The 20,825-nt window shown below is 67.4% G+C and carries 17 protein-coding genes; 8 read left to right on the top strand and 9 right to left on the bottom strand.

The genetic code is table 11. The features are described from left to right. Nucleotides 1-28: 28 nt before the first annotated feature. From queC to ABG80_RS04215, 3 genes are read left to right on the top strand one after another with little or no spacing between them, the layout of a single operon-like run. Nucleotides 29-784, top strand: a complete 756-nt coding sequence (gene queC / locus ABG80_RS04225) for a 7-cyano-7-deazaguanine synthase QueC (protein WP_152987452.1) — start codon at nucleotides 29-31, stop codon at nucleotides 782-784. A 2-nt stretch (nucleotides 785-786) separates the two neighbouring features. Then, the gene (locus ABG80_RS04220; RefSeq protein WP_058086523.1) at nucleotides 787-1,380 is read left to right on the top strand and encodes a LemA family protein; all 594 of its coding nucleotides are present in this window, start codon (nucleotides 787-789) and stop codon (nucleotides 1,378-1,380) included. Nucleotides 1,381-1,421: 41 nt separating this feature from the next. Further along, nucleotides 1,422-3,383: a M48 family metalloprotease gene (locus tag ABG80_RS04215; RefSeq protein WP_058086522.1), complete on the top strand. Its 1,962-nt coding sequence runs from the start codon at nucleotides 1,422-1,424 to the stop codon at nucleotides 3,381-3,383. A gap of 70 nt (nucleotides 3,384-3,453) precedes the next feature. Here ABG80_RS04215 and ABG80_RS04210 read toward each other — a convergent pair whose 3' ends face one another. The 7 genes from ABG80_RS04210 to ABG80_RS04180 form a co-directional block, all read right to left on the bottom strand. Next, nucleotides 3,454-4,128, bottom strand: coding sequence for a chalcone isomerase family protein (locus tag ABG80_RS04210; protein WP_058086521.1), 675 nt, complete (start codon nucleotides 4,126-4,128; stop codon nucleotides 3,454-3,456). Nucleotides 4,129-4,168: 40 nt separating this feature from the next. Then, nucleotides 4,169-5,293: a SphA family protein gene (locus ABG80_RS04205; protein ID WP_058086520.1), complete on the bottom strand. Its 1,125-nt coding sequence runs from the start codon at nucleotides 5,291-5,293 to the stop codon at nucleotides 4,169-4,171. Nucleotides 5,294-5,509: 216 nt separating this feature from the next. Further along, complete coding sequence (locus ABG80_RS04200) at nucleotides 5,510-5,779, bottom strand: HPr family phosphocarrier protein (RefSeq protein WP_058086519.1); 270 nt, start codon at nucleotides 5,777-5,779, stop codon at nucleotides 5,510-5,512. Then, nucleotides 5,748-6,209: a PTS sugar transporter subunit IIA gene (locus ABG80_RS04195; protein ID WP_058086518.1), complete on the bottom strand. Its 462-nt coding sequence runs from the start codon at nucleotides 6,207-6,209 to the stop codon at nucleotides 5,748-5,750. The genes ABG80_RS04200 and ABG80_RS04195 overlap by 32 nt, the downstream gene beginning before the upstream one ends. Before the next feature lie 124 nt (nucleotides 6,210-6,333). Further along, nucleotides 6,334-6,900: a hypothetical protein gene (locus tag ABG80_RS04190; protein ID WP_058086517.1), complete on the bottom strand. Its 567-nt coding sequence runs from the start codon at nucleotides 6,898-6,900 to the stop codon at nucleotides 6,334-6,336. A 40-nt stretch (nucleotides 6,901-6,940) separates the two neighbouring features. Then, the gene (locus ABG80_RS04185; protein WP_058086516.1) at nucleotides 6,941-7,447 is read right to left on the bottom strand and encodes a peroxiredoxin family protein; all 507 of its coding nucleotides are present in this window, start codon (nucleotides 7,445-7,447) and stop codon (nucleotides 6,941-6,943) included. An 81-nt stretch (nucleotides 7,448-7,528) separates the two neighbouring features. Continuing rightward, nucleotides 7,529-11,950 carry a YhdP family protein gene (locus ABG80_RS04180; RefSeq protein WP_235513741.1) on the bottom strand — a complete coding sequence of 1,474 codons (4,422 nt, stop codon included), beginning with the start codon at nucleotides 11,948-11,950 and terminating at the stop codon, nucleotides 7,529-7,531. Nucleotides 11,951-12,090: 140 nt separating this feature from the next. Here ABG80_RS04180 and glnE point away from each other — a divergent pair, with 140 nt between their 5' ends. The 5 genes from glnE to ABG80_RS04155 all read left to right on the top strand — a co-directional run bounded on the left by glnE (nucleotide 12,091) and on the right by ABG80_RS04155 (nucleotide 19,322). Next, the gene (gene glnE, locus ABG80_RS04175; protein ID WP_152987449.1) at nucleotides 12,091-15,024 is read left to right on the top strand and encodes a bifunctional [glutamate--ammonia ligase]-adenylyl-L-tyrosine phosphorylase/[glutamate--ammonia-ligase] adenylyltransferase; all 2,934 of its coding nucleotides are present in this window, start codon (nucleotides 12,091-12,093) and stop codon (nucleotides 15,022-15,024) included. Then, nucleotides 15,021-15,674, top strand: coding sequence for a rhomboid family intramembrane serine protease (locus ABG80_RS04170; protein WP_058086514.1), 654 nt, complete (start codon nucleotides 15,021-15,023; stop codon nucleotides 15,672-15,674). Before glnE ends, ABG80_RS04170 begins: the two co-directional genes overlap by 4 nt. A gap of 151 nt (nucleotides 15,675-15,825) precedes the next feature. Beyond that, a complete protein-coding gene (locus ABG80_RS04165) occupies nucleotides 15,826-16,842 on the top strand; it encodes an EpsD family peptidyl-prolyl cis-trans isomerase (RefSeq protein ID WP_058086513.1) in 1,017 nt (338 codons plus the stop codon). A gap of 312 nt (nucleotides 16,843-17,154) precedes the next feature. Then, the gene (locus tag ABG80_RS04160) at nucleotides 17,155-17,976 is read left to right on the top strand and encodes a WecB/TagA/CpsF family glycosyltransferase (protein WP_083505796.1); all 822 of its coding nucleotides are present in this window, start codon (nucleotides 17,155-17,157) and stop codon (nucleotides 17,974-17,976) included. Between the two features lie 134 nt (nucleotides 17,977-18,110). After that, nucleotides 18,111-19,322 carry an AGE family epimerase/isomerase gene (locus tag ABG80_RS04155; RefSeq protein WP_058086511.1) on the top strand — a complete coding sequence of 404 codons (1,212 nt, stop codon included), beginning with the start codon at nucleotides 18,111-18,113 and terminating at the stop codon, nucleotides 19,320-19,322. Between the two features lie 17 nt (nucleotides 19,323-19,339). On the opposite strand, the gene rfbC is transcribed toward ABG80_RS04155, so the two are convergent. Further along, entirely contained in the window at nucleotides 19,340-19,933 is a 594-nt protein-coding gene (gene rfbC / locus ABG80_RS04150; RefSeq protein WP_058086510.1) for a dTDP-4-dehydrorhamnose 3,5-epimerase, read from the bottom strand. 4 nt (nucleotides 19,934-19,937) lie between these two features. Further along, on the bottom strand, nucleotides 19,938-20,819 hold the full coding sequence (gene rfbA / locus ABG80_RS04145) for a glucose-1-phosphate thymidylyltransferase RfbA (protein WP_058086541.1): 882 nt from the start codon (nucleotides 20,817-20,819) through the stop codon (nucleotides 19,938-19,940). Between the last annotated feature and the right edge of the window lie 6 nt (nucleotides 20,820-20,825).

Genomic DNA, 20,825 nt, shown 5'->3' with positions numbered 1-20,825 from the left:
CCCGGCGGTGATCGTCTATGCTCCCGCCATGCTGTCCGACATCGCCCTCATCCACCACGACCCGCGCACCGCCCTGGTGGTGTTCTCGGGCGGCCAGGACTCGACCGCCTGCCTGGCCTGGGCCTTGGCCCGCTACGCCCGCGTCGAGACCATCGGCTTCGACTACGGCCAGCGCCACAAGGTCGAGCTTGACTGCCGCCTGCGCGTGCGCGAGGAAATCCGCCAGCGCTTCCCGGACTGGGGCGCGAAGCTGGGCGACGACCACCTGCTTGACCTCGGTCTGTTGGGCCAGATCTCCGACACCGCGCTGACCGAGTCGCGGGCCATCGAGATGCAGGCCAACGGGCTGCCCAACACCTTCGTGCCCGGGCGCAACCTGCTGTTCCTGACCTTCGCCGCCGCCCTGGCCTACCGCCGTGGCGCCACGGTGCTGGTCGGCGGCATGTGCGAGACCGACTTCTCGGGCTACCCCGACTGCCGCGACAACACGCTCAAGGCGCTGCAAGTGGCCATCAGCCTGGGCCTGGACGGCCCGATGGTGATCGAAACCCCGCTGATGTGGCTGACCAAGGCGCAGACCTGGGCGCTGAGCCACGAACTCGGTGGCGACGCACTCAACGAGCTCATCGTCGAGCACACGCACACTTGCTACCTGGGCGACCGCAGCCAACGGCACGACTGGGGACACGGCTGCGGCCAGTGCCCGGCCTGCGAGCTGCGCCGCTCGGGCTGGCAAGCCTGGCAAACGACACAACACCCAGAACAAACCAAGGAAGGAACCTGACCGTGAACGTGAGCAGCCTGGTGATCATCGCAGTCGGTGTGCTGGTCTTTTTGTGGGGCGTGGGCGCTTTCAACCGCCTGGTGCGTCTGCGCAATGAAATCGCCAACGCCTTCGCCATGATCGACGTGCAACTCAAGCGACGTCACGACCTCATCCCCAACCTGGTCGAGGTGGCCCGCAAGTACCTCGAACACGAGCGCGAAACACTCGAGCGCGTCACGGCCGCGCGCGCACAAGCCATGGCCGCCTGTGACCTGGTGCGCAGCAAGCCCAACGACGCCGGGCGCCTGCAAAGCCTGTCGATGGCCGAGTCCTCGCTGGCGGGTGCGCTGGCGCGCTTTCAGGCGGTGGTCGAGGCCTACCCGGAACTCAAGGCCGACGGTCAGCTCAACGAGCTCAACGAAGAGCTGCGCCACACCGAGAACAAGGTCGCCTTCGCGCGGCAGTTCTTCAACGACGTCACCCTGAACTACAACAACGCCGTGCAGCAGTTCCCCACCAACGCGGTGGCCGGCGTCTTTGGTTTCGTGCCAGGCGCCATGCTGGCCTCGACCTCGTCGCAAGTCGAACGCGACCCCGTTCGCGTGCAGTTCTGAGCCCTGGCTGACCGCCCTGCGCCCACCCCGTTCTTGACGCCATGCAGTTCCGGCAATTCCAGCTTCAATCCCACCGCCGAACCGCCTGGTTGCTGCTGTGCTTTTTCGCGCTGCTGCTGTCATTGGCCGGTTTCGTGAACCTGGTGCTGGCGCTGGGCTGGCGCTTGCTGATGCCCTTCACGCATGGCTTTCCGGCGCTGTTTTTCGAGACCAACACGGCGCTGGTGATGTTCTTCGTCATTGGCGGTGCGCTGGTCGAGCTGGACCGGCTGCGCAGCGGCGGCGGCGTCCGGGTGGCGCACTGGCTGGGCGGCGTCGAGGTCAGCGACAACGGCGATGGCCTGCACCGCCGCCTGCTCAACGTGGTCGACGAGATGGCCATCGCCAGCGGGCAGCCTGTGCCGCGGGTGTTCGTGCTGCCGCGCGAGGACGCCATCAACGCCTTCGTGGCCGGCTGGGGCGCACAAGACCTGGCCCTGTGCGTCACACGTGGCGCGCTGGAGCGGCTCACCCGCGCCGAGCTGCAAGGCCTGGTGGCGCACGAGTTCGGTCACATCGAGAAAGACGACCTGCCGCTGACCATGCGGCTGTTGGCCCTGGTTTGGGGGCTGTCGCTGGTGCACGGTTACGGTCGCAACCTCATGGCCAGCGACGACGACGGTCGGGTCAACCCGCTGGCCTGGCTGCTGGGGGTGGTGTTTGCCATCGTCGGCTGGATGGGCTGGCTGGCCGGGCGCGTGCTGCAAGCGGCCGTCTCGCGCGAGCGCGAGCACCTGGCCGATGCCTGCGCCATCCAGTACACCCGCACGCGTGACGGCCTGGGCAACGTGCTGCGCAAGATCTGGCACGACCAGCAGGTGCTGGCCGGGCGCATGCGCCACCCGGCGTCAGACATGATCGCTTCGCTGCTGCTGCAGGAGTCCGGGCACGTGAGCTGGCTGGCGTCGCACCCCCCAATCGAGTCGCGCATCCTGCGCATCTGCGGCTCGGTGTTGGCGCCCTTGCCAGCGCCCCTGCTGCGCCTGGATGCGGTGGAGCCGCGGCACGCCGCGACCTCGCCAGGTGCTCTGCTGGCGGCTGGTGCCACGCTGCCAATGGGTGCAGGCCAGGCCAGAGCCGACCGCAGCGTTGGCGGCAGCACCGCCCAAGCCAGCAGCCAGGCGGGGCGCCAGGAACAACAGGCCAGGCAGGAGCGCCAACAAGCCGACCGCGAGGCCCGGCAAAGGCTGCAAGGCCGCGTGGGCCCCACGGAGGAGCGCTTGATCGTGCTGGCCTTGATGATGAACCTCGAGAACCCACGCGAAGTCAAACTCTGGCGCAAAGTGGGCGAAGGCGTTCACCAGCCGGAACAGATCCTCCAGGACGTGTCCAAGCTTCAGCCCAAGCGGCGCGTGACCGAGTTCGAACGCCTGACCGCCAGCATCGCGCAGTCACCCCTGCCGCAGCGCAGGGCACTGGTCGAGCAGGCGCGCGACCTGCTTCGCGCCGATGGCCGCGTCAGCCCGCGCGACCGCCTGTGGTGGCTGGCCCTGAGGCACCGCATGGGCATGCACCAGCGCAGCGGCCAGGCCTTCATGCGCCCTGTCACGGGCCAAGGGCAGGACCTGAGCTCATTGAGCCCCTCGGACCTGTACCACGTGCGCACGATGTCGACTTACCTGGCTCGCTTCATCCCTGCGGAGCAAACCAAGTCAGGTTTGCCTTCTGCCAACCGCGCCTGGCTGGAAGCCGTCAACCGCCGGCTGAACGCCGGCTGGACCAGCCAAACCGAAGACCCCGCCGTTGGCACCGATGCCGACGCCCTGGCACACGCCCTGGCTGGCCTGCAGGAGCTGTCGTGGGTGCTTCGCCCACAGCTGGTCAAAGCCTGGGTCGAAGAAGCGATGAACCACAGTCCACAAGGCCTGATGAGCCACGAGACCGCCGACGCGCTGCGGCTGATGGCGGGCCTGCTCGACGCGCCCATGCCACCGATGCTCGAAGCGCATTACAAGGGCGATTGAGCCCGAGCGACGCGGGCCAGAAAGAACAAACCCCGCTCGCGGGCGGGGCTTGGGCGGGTGCAGCAACAGCTCAGTCGGGCACTCGGTTGAGCTTGGTGAGCCCCAACAAGCCGTTGCGAAGGTCTTCGGGGGCGGCAGGGCCGATGTACATGCGCAGGTAGATCTGGAAGGCCAGTTCGTCGTTGATGGCCAGCGACTGCCCACCGTCGATGGACAGCTGCTTGCCGTTGTGCGTGGCCATCCAGCCCATGCCCGGCACCCAGTCCAGGTTGACCACGTCGCCCTTGACCACGCGCTTGACGTTGGAGTACGCCATGCCGATCTGACCGATGGGGCCGATCAGCTTCTTGAACTCTTCTTCGGTGGCCGACTGCTTGAAGTCGGACAGGAAGATGCGCGAGATGGTCGACGAGGTGAACTCGCGCAGGATGTTGAGCTGGATGCGGCGGATGCCATCGAGCTTGTAGATGGCCTCGGCCGTGGTGCGCTTTTCCGGCAGGTACAGGGCCGTGACGTCGGCCTTGAAGTAGCCGCGCTTGCGCACCCCTGCACCGTTGAGGATCAGCTTCTTGCCATAGGCCGTGACGGTCTCGGGCAGGTCAACGCCTTCGATCTCGACCGCCGCATGGGCAGGCGCCGCAAACGGCAGCAGAGCCGACGCAGCGGCGGCGATCAACATGGCGCGACGCCGCTCGTCGGGCGTCGGCAAACCATCGATGAACGCCCGCAAGGATTGATCCTTCATCACGAATGCTCCTGCTCAGGTTGGCGCGCTCAGGCCGCGATCACAGCGGCTTGGAGATCGACAACCAGAAGGCGGAGCCTTCGGTGCGGTTGCGCGCGCCGAATTCCTGCAGGAACTTGCCTTCGACCAGGGCTTCGCCACCGTTGACAACCCAACCCACGGCGGGGCCCACGGCCGTGACGCTGGAGCGGTTGCCGTTGATGATTTCCTTTTGCAGGTTCTTGTCGGCGATCTCCTGGGCGGAGAACTTGCTCAGGTCCTGGGTGTCCTTGCTGATCTGACGCACGAAGTAGCCTTGCAGGCCCACGCGCACGTCGTCGCTGACAAAGCGCATGAGCTGCCAGTCGACGTTGAACATGTTGCCCGAGTAGTAGCCGTTGTCCTTGTTGCGGGTGTTGAACGAGAAGATGGTGCGGGCGCCGAAGTCCCAGCCATCGCCGATGTAGCTGTACTGGATGGAGGGGCGGAAGGTGTAGAACTTGCCGTAACCAGGGTTCACGCGCTGCTTGACGTCGTACTTGCCGGTGGGCAGCACGATGGTCGGGGCGATGTTCAGGGCCTGGTTGTCACCGATTTCCCAGTGGAAGACGGGCGAGAGTTCCATGTCGCCCAGGCCGGTTTCGTTGCCGTCCTGGCTGGCCGAAACGCGACCGTTGATGGTCGCGGTGTAATTCGATTGCAGCGCGGAGTACGGAAAGTTCGCCAACACGGTGCCGTCATAAATGGGCGACGCAGAGAAGCTGGCCTTGCGCTTGACCAGGGGCAGCATCACGGTGAAGCCCAGGTTGGCACCGAACACACGCGTGGTGCTCAGGTAGGTCAGGCGGGGCAGCGCCGCGTAGGTGTCTGCGTTGATGCCGATCTTCGAGCGCAAGCCCGGGATCGCGGGCACAGGCCCCAGCACGGGAACCGTCTGAGCAGCCGCCGGCGTGGCAGATGTCGCCTGATCGTGGTCCCCGCCCTTGAGCTTGCGCGCGTGGTAATGCACCAGCGGCATCTGGAAATACAGCCCTGGCGTCAGCGGCGCGGTCATGTCGCTGCCCCCGATGCCGGGCGAGTAACGCTGCAAGCCGTTTTCGGCGGCCACCGCCTGTTGGCCCACGCAGGCCAGGACAGCGAATGAAACGGCAGACAGCCAGACCGACTGGCGGGTAGAGCGGACCATGGGGACTCCTTGAATGCTGGAAACGACGGCCGTTTGTTTCACCGACCGAACAGGACTGGCGCCATTCGAAACGAGCGCCGACCCAGATGCAACAGACTGTGCCGTGACGGCCCGCCTGCGGGGACATGAGTGTGGTGGCGTGACGACAAAATCTGTCACACCGTGGGCCTAAATCACGGGTTTACCGCCCGATCAGCGGTCAGTGAAACCCCGAGGTCACTCGCCTTCGCCGAACTTGTCGTTGATCAGGTTGACGAGGGCTTGAAGGGCCTCTTCTTCGCGTTCGCCTTCGCACTCGACCTCGACCGTGGTGCCGATGCCGGCGGCCAACATCATCACACCCATGATGCTCTTGGCGTTGACGCGGCGGTCGTTGCGGCTCATGTGCACGTTGCACGGGTAGGCGCTGGCCAGTTTGGTGAGCTTGGCCGAGGCGCGGGCGTGCAGGCCCAGCTTATTGCTGATGGTGACGGTGGTCTTGATCATGGCTGCTGGGTGGGGTGGCCTGGTTCTGCGGGCGGCTGGTGGCGATCTGCATGATGCCTTGCGAGCCGCCAGCCACCGCGCGGGTGATCAGCGTGTCCAGGCTCTCGCGTGAATAGTTCAGGGCACGCCAGAGCATCGGCAGGTTGACGCCGGTGATGACTTTCACGCGTTGGCCGTCTGCCAGGCGCTGGACGGTGTTGCAAGGGGTGGCGCCGAAGACATCGGTGAGGATGAGGACCTCGCCTCGCTCGTCACTGTCTTGTGCCATTTGCAGGAGGATGCGTGCCTGGGCTTCGATTTCCTCGGGCGTCTGGCGGGCGCTGACGTCCAGGGCCTGCAGGCTGGAGATCGCTTCCGGAAAGCAGTGCTGCGCCGCGCACTTCAGTGCGGACGCCAACGGCTCGTGCGCGATGAGGAAAAGTCCGGGCATACCTTGGGGATTATCGACCCTCACCCGGGAAAGTGGAGCGAGCGATGGAAGACCTCCACGGCATCCTCACCGTTTTCACGCGGCAAGGGGCTGCTGCCCTGCCAGATCGCTGCCTGAAAGACCGTCAATCCGTGGGAAAATGCCACGCGTCCACGGTCAAGGGCGCCGCGCCCGAGTTGCCTTCGGGTTTGAAGCCCTGGGCACGCCAGCCCCGGGCATCGGGGTTGGGGGTCATGCCGGGGACCTTGACCTCCCCCGTGTCGGTGTGCCGCCATTCGGACGAGGGCTGAGGCGGGGTGTCCACCGGTGCCTGCTGGCGGGCCTGCTGGTCCGCCCAGGCCAGGTTGCCCGCCGTGGCCGCCGACAAGGCCCGCAGCGCAGGCGACACGTCGGTGGCGCTGCCCAGGCGGGCGGTGCTCAGCACCCAGGTGGCGCCAGCCGCCTCGCAGGACCACATCACCATGCGCAGGGGAGACTCCACGCCATCCAGCCTCAGCGAACGCTCGACGCGATCGGGCTTGCAAGGCCAACGCATGCGCAGGCCGTCGGCTTCAGCCAGGTCCATTTGCCGCCAGTTCAAGGCGGGCGAACAAGCCAGCAGCGGCAGGCTGGACAGCAGCAGCGCCAAGGCCTTGCCAGGGTGATGCGGGCGCCCTGAGCGCCACGCCGTCAAGAAAGCAGGACGCTTCATGCCTGCGATGGCCCGGTTGCCGCCACGTCAGACCGTCACGTCAGGCCGCCGGCTGCGCCAGCAAGCGGGTCAACAGGTCATCGAGCGCCGCGAAATCGGGCTCCCCGATGTAGCGCTTGACCACCTGCCCACGCTTGTCGATGACCAGGGTGGTGGGGGTCAGCTGGACATCGCCAAAAGCCCGCGCGAGGCTGCCGTCGTGGTCCATCACCACGCGAAACGGCAGTTTGCGGGACTCGGCGAACTGCATGACGTAGGCCGGCGGGTCGTAGGACATGGCCACGGCCAGCGTCTCCAGGCCCTGGGCCTTGAAACGGTTGTGGGTCTCGATCAGGCGGGGCATTTCCTTGACGCAGGTCGAGCAACTGGTGGCCCAGAAGTTGATCACCACCACCTTGCCCTGCAATTGACCAAGTTGGCGCGCCTGGCCATTGATCTCGGTGTAGGGCAAATCGGGCATGCGGGTGACCGCATCGCCTGAGCATCCGCACATCAGGCCCGTGAGGACCGGCAGGCTCAGCAGCATCGAACGGCGGGACAGGCTCATGTCTTCTCGGCAAGCGTCAGGGAAGCGGGCATTGTGCGCGAAGGCGTTGCGCTCACTTTGTATCTGTCGGCAAGACCCGCCTCACTTCGCGGCGTTGCCGGGGGGGGGCGTTTGTGCAGCAGGGACAGCCTGAGCAGCGCTGTCGGCGCGAGGCGGCAGGCCCTTTTCCACCAGCGGATCGGCCCAGGTGCCGCCGATGCGAAACACCGTGGTGGCGGCCTCCGAAACCTGCTTGCGCAGCAGCATCTGTGCGACGAAGGTGCCCAGGCCGATGACCGGGTTGATGGCAGCGTAAGCCAGCGAGGCCGTGCCGGCGTTGATCTCGGGCACCACGTAAACGGTGAGGTCCTGGGTTTCGCGCAACAGGTCAGCCTGCCCCTCGATCAGCACCACGGCCTGCACACCCCGCATGCGCAGGTTGCGCGTGGTGGCCTGGCCCTGGCTGACCTTGATGTCGCCTTCCACGCTGTCAAAGGCGAAGCCCTGCTGAAAGATGTCGCGGAAGTCGAGCAGAAAGCGCCGCGGCAAGGCCTGCAGGCTGAGCACGCCCAGCAACCGAGCCATGCCCGCATCGGCCTTGAGGAACTGCCCCTCGCTGAGCGCCGCCTTCAAGTCGCCGTTCAAGCTGGGCACGTCGAGCTCGAGTGGCGAACCCAGCCAGCTGACCTGGCCGGTGAGCTTGCCTTTGCCACCCTTGATGGCGGGCGGCAAGCCCAGGCGATTCATGAGGGCGCCGCTGTTGCGCAAATCGAGCGTGAAGCTGAAGGCAGAGCGGGGACGGACGCGGCCATCGCCCGGGCGGCGCACGTTGTTTTGCGCCCCCAGGGCCGTCCAGTTGCCCACGGCGTCGAGTTCGGCGTCCGCGTTGGCCAGTTTCATGCGGGTGACGCGCCACTCCGGCAAGCCCGGGCCGCCCGTCACGGGAATGAGCCGGTTGACCGCCTCCACCTCGAAGCGGCCGATCTCCAGGCCTCGCCACTGGAATCGGTCGATGACGACGTCCAGGGCCGGCAGGCTGGCCGCGGCATCGTTGGCCACGAGGCGGTCGGCGGCCTGGTCGGCGATGGCTTTGGCCTCGGCTTCGGGCACGAGCAGGCGTGTCAGACGGGCCACCACCCTGCCATGGCTGCCACCCGCTGCGGGGATGCGCTCAGGCAACCAATCGACCTGCCCCGCGGCTTGCACCGACTCGAGCTGCACCTTCCAGACGTTGGGCGCAGGATGCTGAACGGTGGCGTTGACGTTGCGCAGGGTGCGCTGCTGCCAACTGAGGGCCGCTGTCTGCACCTGGATGACTTCCGGGATCAGGCTTTCGTCCGCGGCCTGGGACTCGGCCGTGACCGGGCGCGCCGGCACACTGGGTGCCGTCATGGCGTCGAGCACCCCCTGCCAGGCCTTGAGGTCCAGCGACGGGGCATTGACCTGCGCCGCAACGCCCCTGGTGGGCATGGGCATCGGCGTGACGCCCGGCCCCTGCGCAGGCAAGCTCAGCTGCATCAGACCGCGCTGCACGCGCGCCCACTCGCCGCGCACGTCACGCCGCAGGTCCACGCGCAACCAGGGCATCGTCGCCGAGGTCATCTGCGCCTGCGCTGGGTTGCCCAAATCGACCTGGATGGCATCGTGGTGGCCCGCTTCGTCTTCGATCCGGTAGCTGACCTTGAGCGGCCAGACTTGGCTGCCCCCCTTGTCCAGCGGGGCGGGCAAGCTGCTGGCGATGCCCTTGAGGCCGCTGGTGACCACGACCTCGGGCAATGCGGGCGGCGCATCGTGTGCAGCTCGCGCCGGCATGCTGACCAGCACCGACAAGGGTGCATCACCACTCAAACGCGGCGCCAGTCGCATCAGGAAGGGGTACTCCTCGGCCTGGCGCAGGGCCTCGGCCGAGACCTGGCCGTGGGCGGTGAACTTCAAAGCTCCGTCGGCGCTTCGCTGGCCCTCGACCACCATCTCCTGCCCCCAGACCTTGGTGCGCGCCTGCACCTGCAGCTGTGATTCGGTGAAGGCAATGCGCCCCCGCACCTGGGTCATCGCGGGCGCCAGGGCGCCCAGTCGGATGCCGGCGCGGTCCTTGTCCTTGAGCGTGACCTCGCCCTTGAGCTGGGTGTCGATGCTGCGGTTGAGCGGGATGGCCAGGTCGATGCGCAAGGCGCTGTGCCCCTGGCCCTGGGCGCGTGTGAGCACCGTGCCCAAGTACGCAGACAGGGGCGAAGCCGCGAGGAAGGCCAGTGCGTCGTTGAGCGGGCCATCGCCCTGGCCGCCGATGCGCAACACCGGGTCATCTGCAGCCAGGTCGTCGATGCGTCCCTCCACCTTGCTGAGCACGAAGGTGCCCTGCCCGATGCCGCCCAGGCGTCCGCGGGCCTCGCGGATGGCCATGGCCTGGCCTTCAAAGGCCAGCTCGCCGGCCATGTCGGTGAAAGGGGTCCAGCGCACATCGGGGGCATCGCCGGTGATGGCAGCCGGCGCGTAGTCGAGCGATGCCTCGCGAATCGGCACCTTGACCCGGAAACGCCCGCCTTGGTCGTTCGGGAAGGGGAACCCGTCGAGCTGGCCCTTGACCTCGAAGGTGACGTCCTGGCCGACGCCGCCACGGATGGCGTGCCGCACGTACTGCCGCGCGGCGTCACCGACGGTCAGTGGCAGGTAGCGCCAAACGGCCGTGGCCCGGGCACGGCTCAAGCTGCCGCTCAAATCGAGGTGTCCCGGCAGTCGATCATTGGCCGTCTCGCCAGTGCGCCAGGTGCCCTCGAGCTGTCCGGCGGCCTCGGCATTGGCGAACCGGGCCTGGCGAACGTCGACCTGCCAGCCCGCAGGCGCCCCTTGGGTCGCGGGCGACTTGCGCGACCACTGGACCTGGGCATCGAGGCTGTCCAGCTCGATGCGGGGCTCTTCAAACACCCCCGGGAAACCCAACCAGCCCCTGCGCAAGGCCAGGTCGGCGCTGCCGCCTGACTCGGTGGCCTGGACCGCGACATCGGCCCCCGCCAGACCCGGCCGGCCCTGCCCCGGCTCGCGGGATTCCGACAGCCCCAGGCCGCGCACCCGGGCCTTGAGCTGGTAACGCCGAGGGTCAATGGCGCCGCCCTCCCAGCGCCAAGACAGCCCCTCGATGACGCCCTTGGGCGCCAGGTCCGACAAGGCTTGGCGTGCCCGTGCCGGCAAGGGCAGGCGATCGGCCAGCAAGGCCAGTTGCGCCAGGTCCAGTCGGTCGGCCTCGGCCTCTCCGCCCAGGCTGTCGCCCCACCCTGTCGATGGCCAGCCATGGGGCCAGGGCGCGTGCTGCCAGGTCAGTCGCCCTGAGCTGGCAGGCCAATGGAGGCCATCGTCCAAGGTGAAGGCCAGGTCGCGGTAGGCCATCGATGCGCTCGAGCGATCGTTGCCGACCACGACCTCGCCACTCAGGCGCTTGAAAGCCAGACGCGGCAAATCAGGCGCCAGTCTCACCTGGATGTCGCGCACATCGGCTTGCAGGCTGACGCGGCTCAGGCGTCCCCGCGTCAAACCCACCGAAGCGGACACGCCGCCTTGTCCGCTGGCCACCTCGACTGGCAGCCGAACGTGTTGACGCAATCGGCGCACATCGACGTGCTCGAAACGCGCCTTGACCTCGCCCGACCAGGTGCGCCAGTCCGCCGGACGGGTCGTCTCGATGTCCAGCTTCGGTGACCAGCCTGCCTGCCCGACCAACCACACCGGCTGGCTCATGTGCGCCTCGACGCGGAAACGCTGGCCAAACTCGGCGGGCGGCGTCGCCGAGAGGCTGAGTTCATGCACCCGTCCTCGCCAGGACGGCCGGTTTTTCAGCGTCAGGTCCACCTGCTGCAAGGCCAGCTCGGGGGCACCGAGGTAGTCATCGCGCCAACGCACCGTGCCCTGACGGATCTGGATGCGCGACTGCGACAAAACCCAGTCACCCGCAGCGCTGCCCTGCCCCGACGACGACGCCCCACTGGGCAGGCTCAAACCGGCCACGTGCAGCACGCCGTCCCGGTCGCGGCGCACATCCAACTCGGGTGCCACGATCACCAGGCGATCCAGGCGCAACTCCCGATCGAGCAAGGCCGTGGGGGCCAGGGTCGCCATGGACAGCCGGGCTTCGACCTCGGGCAGGCGCAAGGCCGGTCGCCCCTGACCGTCCAGGATGCTCACTTCGCGCAGCGACAGCACCGGCCAGATGCCCTCGGCGCGCCCCACGACCTCGCCCACCCGCACGGTCGCCCCCACGGCCTGAGTGGCTTGTTGCGCGAGCTCATCACGCCATTCGTTGACCCTTGGCAGAATCTGGATCAGGACAAAGGCCCAAGCCGCCACCGCGACGCATGCCAGCCCCAACAGCCCCCACCCCAGCCAACGAAGGGTTTTCAGCCCGGTTCGCCCCAGCCAGCGCGCAGGCAGGCGCAGCAAGCGCCCCGGCCCGCGAGTGGCTTGAGCGGCGCCAACGGGGTCGGCAGGTTGATCGTCGGTCGCATCGTCGGTCGCATCGACCTTCGAATCGGGCATCTGGGGCATGAAATCGGCGCACATCCGTCGAACCACCATCCCACCGGGGAGGGCTTGTGCCCTACCATCGCGTGCAGGTCTGCTGGTTCGACCCAAGGCGAGCACCCTAGCACAGACCCGTTGCACCCTGACCCGGCTCCATGATTGACATCCCATCCGACGCCGCTGCGTCTTCGGCCCCAGCCGACCACTCCCGCTACGTTCAGCGCATCCGGCGCCGCTATGTGGCCGAAGTCCAGGCGTTCGCGCAGGCCTGCCCGGGGGTGCCCCGCAGCGCCGACATCGCCGACCTCATCGAGCGGCTGCAGGCCGATGGCCGCGATCTGCCGTCGTCGCTGCGCGTGGCCCGCCAGTTGGTGATGGAGCGCCTGGCGGTGCAGGACGTCGAAACCAGCGCCCCCATGCAGGCCATCACCCTGGCCATGACCGAGCTGGCCGAGGTCACGCTGGACGTTGCCCTGAAAGCGGCCGAGGCCGAAGCCGACCTCAAGCACGGTCAACCGCTCAACGAGCAAGGCCAGCGCGTCGATTTCTGGGTCATCGGCATGGGCAAGCTCGGCGGGCGCGAGCTCAACGTCTCGTCCGACATCGACCTCATCTACGTCTATGAAGACGACGGCCAGACCACCGGCGTGACCGATGTCACCGGACGGGTCTCGGGCCAGGTCTCGGTGCACGAGTACTTCGCCTTCGTGGCCCGCAAGCTCAGCACCCTGATCGCCGACACCACCGAAGACGGCTTCGTCTTCCGCGTCGACCTGGCGCTGCGCCCCAACGGCAACTCCGGCCCGCCCGTGGTCAGCATGGCGATGCTGGAGGAGTACTTCCTGGTGCAAGGCCGCGAATGGGAGCGCTTTGCCTGGCTGAAAAGCCGCATCGTGGCACCGCGCCGCTGCATGCCCAAGGGCGAGCACCACGCCCGCGCCCTGGCGCTGCGCAACCTGGTCATGCCCTTCGTCTACCGCCGCTACCTCGATTACGGCGTGTTCGAGGGCCTGCGCCAGTTGCACCGCAAGATCCGCGACGAGGCCACCCGCCGCGCCGCCGGCCGCCCCGACCGTGCCAACGACGTCAAGCTGGCGCGCGGCGGCATCCGCGAAATCGAGTTCACCGTGCAGCTGCTGCAGGTGGTGCGCGGCGGCCAGTTCCCCGAGATCCGCACCCGATCCACGCTCAAGGCCCTGCCCCGCCTGGTCGCGCGCGGCCTCATCGCACCCGACAAGGCCGAGCAACTCGCCCACGCCTACACCTTCCTGCGCCGCGTCGAGCACCGCATCCAGTTCCTCGACGACCAGCAGACCCACATGCTGCCCACGCAGGACGCCGACCTAGACTGGATCGCGCGCAGCATGGGCTTGAGCCAGCGCAGCGCCGACCTGTCCTCTCACCCCGACTGCCTCTCGCCCACCTGCCAGTTGCTCAACGCCCTTTGCCAGGTGCGCGAGCTGGTCGCCACCGAGTTCGACGCCCTGCTGCACGACGGCCAGGGGGGCGGCAACCAAGGCGGCTGCAAAGGCTGCGGCGGCCCGCCCTTGCCGGTCGACAGCGAAGAGTTCGCAGCCAAGCTGCCCGAAGCCATCGCGCCCCACGTGCTTGCGTTCGCGCGCCAGCCCAAGGTCACGATGCTGTCGGACGCTGCCAAGTTGCGCTTGGCCAAGCTCATCGGTCGGGCAACCCAGATCGCGCTGACCGAAGGGCCGGATGGCCAAGAGCCCCTGGGCATCGAAGCCGTGCTGCGCTTCGTCGAGTGGCTCAACCCGCTGCTGCGCCGCGACAGCTACCTGTCCCTGCTGGCCGAGCGCACCGAAGTGCTCAAGCGCCTGCTGCGCCTGCTGGGCCTGGCGCGCTGGTCGATGCGCTACCTGCTGCGCCACCCCGGCGTGATCGACGAGCTGGCCGATCCGCGCCTGATGGACGGCCGCTTCGACGCAAAGGGCTACCGCGCCGAGCTCGAAGAGCGCCACAACGCCTGGGTGCGCGCCGGCCAGGCCGACGAAGAAGCCCTGATGGACACGCTGCGCCGCGCCCACCACGCCGAGGTGTTTCGCACCCTGGTGCGCGACGTCGAAGGCACGCTCAGCGTCGAGCAGGTGGCCGATGACCTGTCCCTGCTGGCCGACACCACGCTCGACATCACCCTGCGATGGGCCTGGCGCGAGTTGCAACAGCGCCCCGGCAAACAGGCCCGCTACGCCGTCGGCCGCGAGCCGCACTTCGCCGTCATCGCCTACGGTAAGCTGGGCGGCAAGGAACTGGGCTATGGCTCCGACCTCGACGTCGTCTTCGTCTACGACGACAAGCAGGACGCCCCGGAGCAGGACGCCGGCCCCGACACCCCCAGCCCCATCGACGCCTACCTGCTGTTCGCGCGCAAGCTCATCACCTGGCTGACGCTGCGCACCTCGGTGGGCGAGCTCTTCGACATCGACACCGCCCTGCGCCCCAACGGCAACTCGGGCCTGCTGGTGACCTCGTACCACTCCTACGACGACTACCAGCGCCAGCGCGGCAGCAACACCGCCTGGACCTGGGAGCACCAGGCCCTCACGCGGGCACGCTGGTGCGCGGGCGAGCCTGCCCTGGCCGAACGCTTCGAGAGCACCCGTCGCGCCGTGTTGTCCTCCGAGCGCTGCGCCAACAGCCTGGCGCAGGAGGTCGTGGCCATGCGCGAGCGCATGCGGGAGGCCCACCCTTGCCCACCCGAGCGCTTCGACATCAAGCACAGCGCCGGCGGCATGATCGACGTCGAGTTCGTGGTGCAGTTCCTGGTGCTCACGCACAGCCGCGTGCACCCGGGCCTGATGGACAACCTCGGCAACATCGCCCTGTTGCTGCGCGCAGGCGACGCCGGCCTGGTGCCGCCCCCTTTGGCCGAGGCCGCCAGCCAGGCCTACCGCGAGCTGCGCCGCATCCAGCACCGCGCACGCCTGGATGAAGCGCCGACCGAGCTCGAAGGTGAGCGGCTGGCCGCCGTGGCCCACCACCGCGACGCTGTGCTGGCCTTGTGGCAATCGGTGTTCGGACACCTCTCGCCTGCTGGCACCGGGGCCCCCGAACCCCGCCCCCTGCCTTGAGCACGCAACGCCCTCGTCCAGCGGTCAGCGCCCACGCGATCTGGTGGTGTGCGCTGGGCCTGCTGCTGGCCCTGCCCAGCCTGGCGTTCAACCCTGTGCCCCTGGCCCTGCCGCCCGAGTTCTGGCCCGAGCTGCCGGCCAGGCTGGTGTTGCGACCGGACCAGGCAGGCCACCAGCCCTTGTGGAGTTGGTGGGCGACTGCCTGGCTGCATGGCAGCGAGGCCCACCTCTGGCGCAACCTGTTCGGTGCCGGCCTGATCCTGCTGATGGGTGCGCTCTCCGATGTCACGCCGCGCGACACCCTCGCCTGGTTCCTCGCCTGGCCGCTGGCGCACGTCGGCATGCTGCTGGAGCCATCACTCACGTCCTACGTGGGGCTTTCCGGGGTGCTGCACGCGGGCGTTGCCATCGTGGCGATGGCCAACCTCCACCACCCCTGCCGCCCCGCACATCGGGTGGTGGGCATCGTGTTGCTGGGCTGGCTGGTCGGCAAGCTCTTCATGGAAAACCCCTGGGCTCATCACCTCGTTCTGTCAGAAGCGTCGGCTATAAACGTGGCCCCCTGGGCGCATTTGAGTGGCGCGCTGGCCGGGGTGCTGGCGTGGTCTGCGGTACACGCCAAGCACCTGCGACCGCACCGACCGACATGACAGAAGGTGACAAACCTCACGGTTGACCCACCTGTTTGAGCGGTTTGCACCACCGACCAGGGAACTTCGCTGTCTGTACCCGATCTTGCACTGACGCCTGCGCACACTTCCATGGCCAGGCCCGAGAACCACACAACCCAACCTTCAGACCATGCAACACCGCCTGCACGCTTCCGCTCAACCGCGCGCCATCCGCATGATGGCCCTGCTGCCCGTCGTCCTGGCCGCCGTCCTGGCCACCGGCTGCGGCGACAAGGGCTCGTCCGAAGGCAAGGCCACCCAGGCCGCTGCCCGCGTGAACGGCTCGGAGATCACCGTCCACCAGATCAACCAGGTGCTGGAGCGCCAGCAAGGCCTTCGTCCCGAGCAAGCCGACGCCGCTGGTCGCAACATCCTTGAAGGCCTGATCGACCAGCAATTGGCCGTGTCCAAGGCCGAAGAGCAAAAGCTCGACCGCGACCCGCAGGTCATGCAGCTGCTCGAAGCCACCCGTCGCAACATCCTGGCTCGCACCTACATCGAGCGCGCCGCCGTTGCTGGCGCAGGCACCCCGGGCGGCGATGAAATCCGCAAGTACTTCGACGAAAAGCCAGCCCTGTTCTCGCAGCGCAAGCTCTACGCCCTGCAAGAGTTCACCATCCCCGCCACGCCCGAGCAAACCAAGGCCACCATCGAGCTGCTGAAAAAGGCACGCACCCCGGCCGAGTACGGCGAGGTGCTCAAGGTCTCCGGCCTGAAGTTCACGACCCAGCAAGTCACCCAAGCTGCCGAAGGCCTGCCCCTGGCCATCGTGGATCAGCTCGCCAAGGTCAACGATGGCGAGTCGCTTTTCATCACCGCCAAGGACGGCTTCAAGGCCATCCTGGTCATGGCCAGCCGTGCTCAACCGGTGTCGTTCGAGCAAGCCAAGCCAGCCATCGAGCAGTTCCTGACCGCCGAACGCCGCCGTCAGTTCGCTCAAAAGGAAGTCAAGGCCATGCGCGAAGCGGCCAAGATCGAATACCTGGGCAAGTTCGCCGAGAAGCCGGCCTCGGGCGCCGCAGCAGCATCGAGCGCCGACGGTGGCGTGGCCTCTACGCCCTCCGTGGCAGCACCTCCCGCTGACGCTGCAGCCAGCACCAGCGTTGACGCAGAAGCCCTGTCCAAGGGCCTGTCCGGCCTGAAGTGAACCCGCTGTGAGCCCGACGGTCGCCGACCGGGCTCGCCCACCTTGGGTTCGGCGGCTGTGCTCGGACTTGGCACAGCCGCTCCCACACAAGCGCCCATGCGGGCGCTTTTTTTTGGGAGGTCCCGCTGCGTTCGGGCAAACCAGCAAGCTGGCTTGCGCCCAGACGAGACATCCATCACAAGCACCGGGTGATCCGACGCCTGGCGGAGGGTTTCCCTCAACCGGCCACCCACCACGCGCTTCCTAGAATTTCAGGCAACGGAGCACGGCCGCCATGGCCGAACCCGCAGCCCGCCCCGACAAGGAAGCAGCATGCGTCACCCCGATCCCCATTTTGGCTACCCCGCGGTGTCCTGGAGAGCGAATGAGCAACGGCCCGCTCCACAGGCGACGACGCCGCCCCGCCACCGCTTCCTGCGCCAGGGAACACTGCTGCTCGACACCTACATGGACGCCATGGACCTGGACGGTGCTGCACAACGCATCCTCACCTGGGGGAGTCGCCACCAGTCGCGCATCGTGACCCTGTGCGACATGGCCCACCTGGTGCAAGCAACACGGGACCCCGCGCTGCACAACGCGCTTGCCCAGGCAGACCTGACCTTGCCTGGCGATGCCAGCGTGGCCTGGGGCATGCGCAGAGAAGGCCAGCGGCGACAGCGAGCCCTGCCTGCCCGCGAGCTCATGTGGCACCACATGCGCCTGGCCGAGCAGGCAGGCCAGGCCGTTCACTTGCACGGCGGCACGCAGGCATCGCTCGATCAACTGATCAGCAGCGCTCAATCGGCCTTTCCCAAGCTCCAGATCACAGGCACGCCTGGCGCGACCCAAGCCCTCACGCCAGCACAGGACCTGGCCCTGGCACACCAGATCGCGTCCACGGGCGCAACGGTTGTTTTCGTTGGCCTGGCTCACACCGAGCAGGCGAATTGGATGCAAGCCCATCGATCGCAAGTGCGCGCCGTGATGGTCGGCCTGGGGCCCGGCTTCGGGACAGCACAGCAGACCTTCGCACGCCCTTCGTCCCTGAATGGGCTGCGTCTGCGCTTGGCGACCCAAGCGGTTTTCTTCGCGCGGGTGTTGCACAGCATGCTGCTGGGTGCACCGCCCTCGCGCCACGACGACCCGCGCTGACACCGCCTGCATCGTCAACACCCGCTGTTTGTCCGGCCGCACACCCTGCGGCCGTTTTTGTTTGCAACGCCCCGCCTCTTGGCGTACCAGCGCCCGATAGACTCTCGCCTCATCGACCTGACCGGGCATGCCCCATGGATGTTCACGCGCCCCCCACCCTGCCCAGAGACGCCGACTGGGAGCGAACGCGAGCCACCTGGCAGGACTGGTTCCTGACCCAAGCCTTCCCCTTGTGGCGCACCCAAGGCGTGGACCGCCAGCGCGGCGGTTTCTTCGAAAAGCTCGACGCCCAGGGACACCCGGTCGAAGAACCACGCCGCACGCGCGTGGTGGCACGCCAGCTCTACGTCTGCGCCACCGCCAAACGGCTGGGCTGGGAAGCTGACACCCAGGACCTGTTGGCGCACGGCCTGGACTTCCTGCTGAACCGGCTGCGCAACCCGGACGGCACCTTTGCGACGTCGTTCGACGTCCACTGCGGCGAACGCGACGCCCACTTCGACCTCTACGAGCAGGCCTTCGCACTGTTCGCACTCGCCGCCGTGCACGAAAGCGATCGCGCGGCCTTCGCTCACCTGCCCGACATCGCGCTGTCCACCCTGCAGCGCATGCGGGAGGGGTGGCAGCATGCCCTGGGCGGCTTCCATGAAAGCCAGCCACCGCAAGCTCCGCTGCGCGCCAACCCCCACATGCACCTGCTCGAAGCGGCGCTGGCCTGGCACCGGGCCTGCGAGGGCAACACGCAGACCTGGGCAATGCTGGCCGACGAGGTGACGACGCTGGCGCTGGATCACCTGCTGGATGCCCCCAGCGGGCTGGTCACCGAGTGGTTCGACCTGGACTGGCGCCCCTTGCCAGGCGAGCGCGGCACGGAAGCCGAACCAGGTCACCAATTTGAATGGGGCTGGCTGCTGATGCAATGGGCCATGGCCCGCCCCGAGCACCGCCGCAGGAACGAAGCCATGGCAGCCGCCGGGCGGATGATCGACCTGGGCGAGCAACTCGGCGTGGACCCGCAGCGCGGCGTGGCCATCAACACCTTGGGCACCGACGGCCGCTGGCGCGATGCCCACGCCAAGCTCTGGCCGCAGACCGAGCGCATCAAAGCCTGGGTCACCCGCGCGGAGTTGGCCAATCAGGCCTTGGATCACGTCGAGGCCGCGAATGCCCTGTCCCGAGCCACGGCGGCGACCCGCACCCTGCTGCGCTACCTGGCGCACCCTGTGCCAGGTGCCTGGCACGAATCACTGGACGCACAGGGCCACTGGCAAACCCAGGACACCCGGGCCAGCAGCCTTTATCACATCGTCTATGCCCTGGAGACAGCCTGCCAACTCGGCCGCTGAACTCGCAGGGCTGGCGTTCAGCTGGCGCTGAGTGTGGCGCCGAATGTGAACAGGTCGGCGTCGCGCATCCACGGGGCCTGCGCATCCTTGGGCGCCAACCCAGGGCTCGCGCCCGCCACCGCCGGCCATTGGATGCCGATGTCGGCGTCGTCCCAGCGGATGCTGCGTTCGCAGTCGCGAGCGTAGACATCCGTCGTCTTGTAGAGGAAGTGGGTGTCGTCTTCCAAAGACATGAAGCCGTGGGCAAAACCTTCGGGGATCCAGAGTTGACGGTGATTGGCCGCGGTCAACTCGACGCCCACCCACTTGCCGAACGTCGGCGAGCCCCGCCGGATGTCCACCGCCACGTCAAAGGCCGCGCCTTTGCTCACGCGCACCAGCTTGCCCTGCGGATGCGGCGGTAGCTGGTAATGCAGGCCACGCAACACACCTGCCTTGCTGCAGGAGTGGTTGTCCTGCACGAATGGGCGCGGTTTGGGCAGGCCGAGCTCGGCCAGCCCATGGTGGAACTTGGCTTCGTTGAAGCTCTCCATGAACCAGCCCCGGTCGTCACCGAAAACAGCAGGCTCGATGACGACGACGTCGGGGATGGCGGTGGGGATGAATTTCATGGGGTCACCAGACCTGGTCTTGCAGCACCTTGCGCAGGTACTGGCCGTAGCCGTTCTTGAGCATGGGTTGAGCGAGTTTTTCGACCTGCTCGGCGGTGATCCAGCCCGAGCGGTAAGCGATCTCTTCGATGCAGGCCACCTTCAGGCCCTGGCGCTTTTCCAGCGTGGCGATGAACTGACTGGCTTCAAGCAGGCTGTCGTGGGTGCCGGTGTCGAGCCAGGCATAGCCCCGGCCCATGATCTCGACGCTGAGCTGACCTTGCTGCAGGTAGATCGCGTTGACATCGGTGATCTCGTATTCGCCCCGGGCGCTCGGCTTGATCGACGCAGCGATGTCGCACACCTGGTTGTCGTAGAAGTACAGGCCCGTGACCGCGTAGTTGCTCTTGGGCGAAGCCGGCTTTTCTTCGATCGACAGAGCACGCTTGTCGGCATCGAAGGCCACCACGCCGTAGCGCTCCGGATCCTGCACGTGGTAGGCGAACACGCTGGCGCCGACATCGCGGTTGGCAGCGTTGTGCAACAGGCCCTGCAGGTTGTGGCCGTAATAGATGTTGTCGCCCAGCACCAGCGCGCTGGGGTCGTTGCCCACGAAATCGCGGCCCAGCACGAAGGCCTGCGCCAGCCCGTCCGGGCTGGGTTGCACGCAATAGCTGATGTTCACGCCCCACTGGCTGCCGTCGCCCAGCAGCGCCTGAAAGCGCGGCGTGTCCTGCGGGGTGCTGATCAGCAGGATGTCACGGATGCCGGCCAGCATCAGCGTGCTCAGCGGGTAATAGACCATCGGCTTGTCGTACACCGGCAGCAGTTGCTTGCTGATGGCCAGCGTGGCCGGGTGCAGCCGGGTGCCGGAGCCCCCGGCCAGGATGATGCCTTTGCGCTTCATGGTGGA

This window comes from Aquabacterium parvum (assembly GCF_001447195.1).
Taxonomy (GTDB): domain Bacteria; phylum Pseudomonadota; class Gammaproteobacteria; order Burkholderiales; family Burkholderiaceae_C; genus Aquabacterium; species Aquabacterium parvum.
This window is presented reverse-complemented; position numbering and strand designations above follow the sequence as displayed.

Bases quoted from the DNA above. Each gene is read 5' to 3' on its own strand.
- ABG80_RS04165 (WP_058086513.1), top strand. From the start codon at position 15,826: ATGCAACACCGCCTGCACGCTTCCGCTCAACCGCGCGCCATCCGCATG.
- ABG80_RS04205 (WP_058086520.1), bottom strand. From the start codon at position 5,293: ATGGTCCGCTCTACCCGCCAGTCGGTCTGGCTGTCTGCCGTTTCATTC.
- ABG80_RS04155 (WP_058086511.1), top strand. From the start codon at position 18,111: ATGGATGTTCACGCGCCCCCCACCCTGCCCAGAGACGCCGACTGGGAG.
- ABG80_RS04160 (WP_083505796.1), top strand. From the start codon at position 17,155: ATGCGTCACCCCGATCCCCATTTTGGCTACCCCGCGGTGTCCTGGAGA.
- ABG80_RS04215 (WP_058086522.1), top strand. From the start codon at position 1,422: ATGCAGTTCCGGCAATTCCAGCTTCAATCCCACCGCCGAACCGCCTGG.
- ABG80_RS04185 (WP_058086516.1), bottom strand. From the start codon at position 7,447: ATGAGCCTGTCCCGCCGTTCGATGCTGCTGAGCCTGCCGGTCCTCACG.
- glnE (WP_152987449.1), top strand. From the start codon at position 12,091: ATGATTGACATCCCATCCGACGCCGCTGCGTCTTCGGCCCCAGCCGAC.
- ABG80_RS04190 (WP_058086517.1), bottom strand. From the start codon at position 6,900: ATGAAGCGTCCTGCTTTCTTGACGGCGTGGCGCTCAGGGCGCCCGCAT.
- ABG80_RS04180 (WP_235513741.1), bottom strand. From the start codon at position 11,950: ATGCCCGATTCGAAGGTCGATGCGACCGACGATGCGACCGACGATCAA.
- rfbA (WP_058086541.1), bottom strand. From the start codon at position 20,819: ATGAAGCGCAAAGGCATCATCCTGGCCGGGGGCTCCGGCACCCGGCTG.
- ABG80_RS04200 (WP_058086519.1), bottom strand. From the start codon at position 5,779: ATGATCAAGACCACCGTCACCATCAGCAATAAGCTGGGCCTGCACGCC.
- rfbC (WP_058086510.1), bottom strand. From the start codon at position 19,933: ATGAAATTCATCCCCACCGCCATCCCCGACGTCGTCGTCATCGAGCCT.
- ABG80_RS04195 (WP_058086518.1), bottom strand. From the start codon at position 6,209: ATGCCCGGACTTTTCCTCATCGCGCACGAGCCGTTGGCGTCCGCACTG.
- queC (WP_152987452.1), top strand. From the start codon at position 29: ATGCTGTCCGACATCGCCCTCATCCACCACGACCCGCGCACCGCCCTG.
- ABG80_RS04210 (WP_058086521.1), bottom strand. From the start codon at position 4,128: ATGAAGGATCAATCCTTGCGGGCGTTCATCGATGGTTTGCCGACGCCC.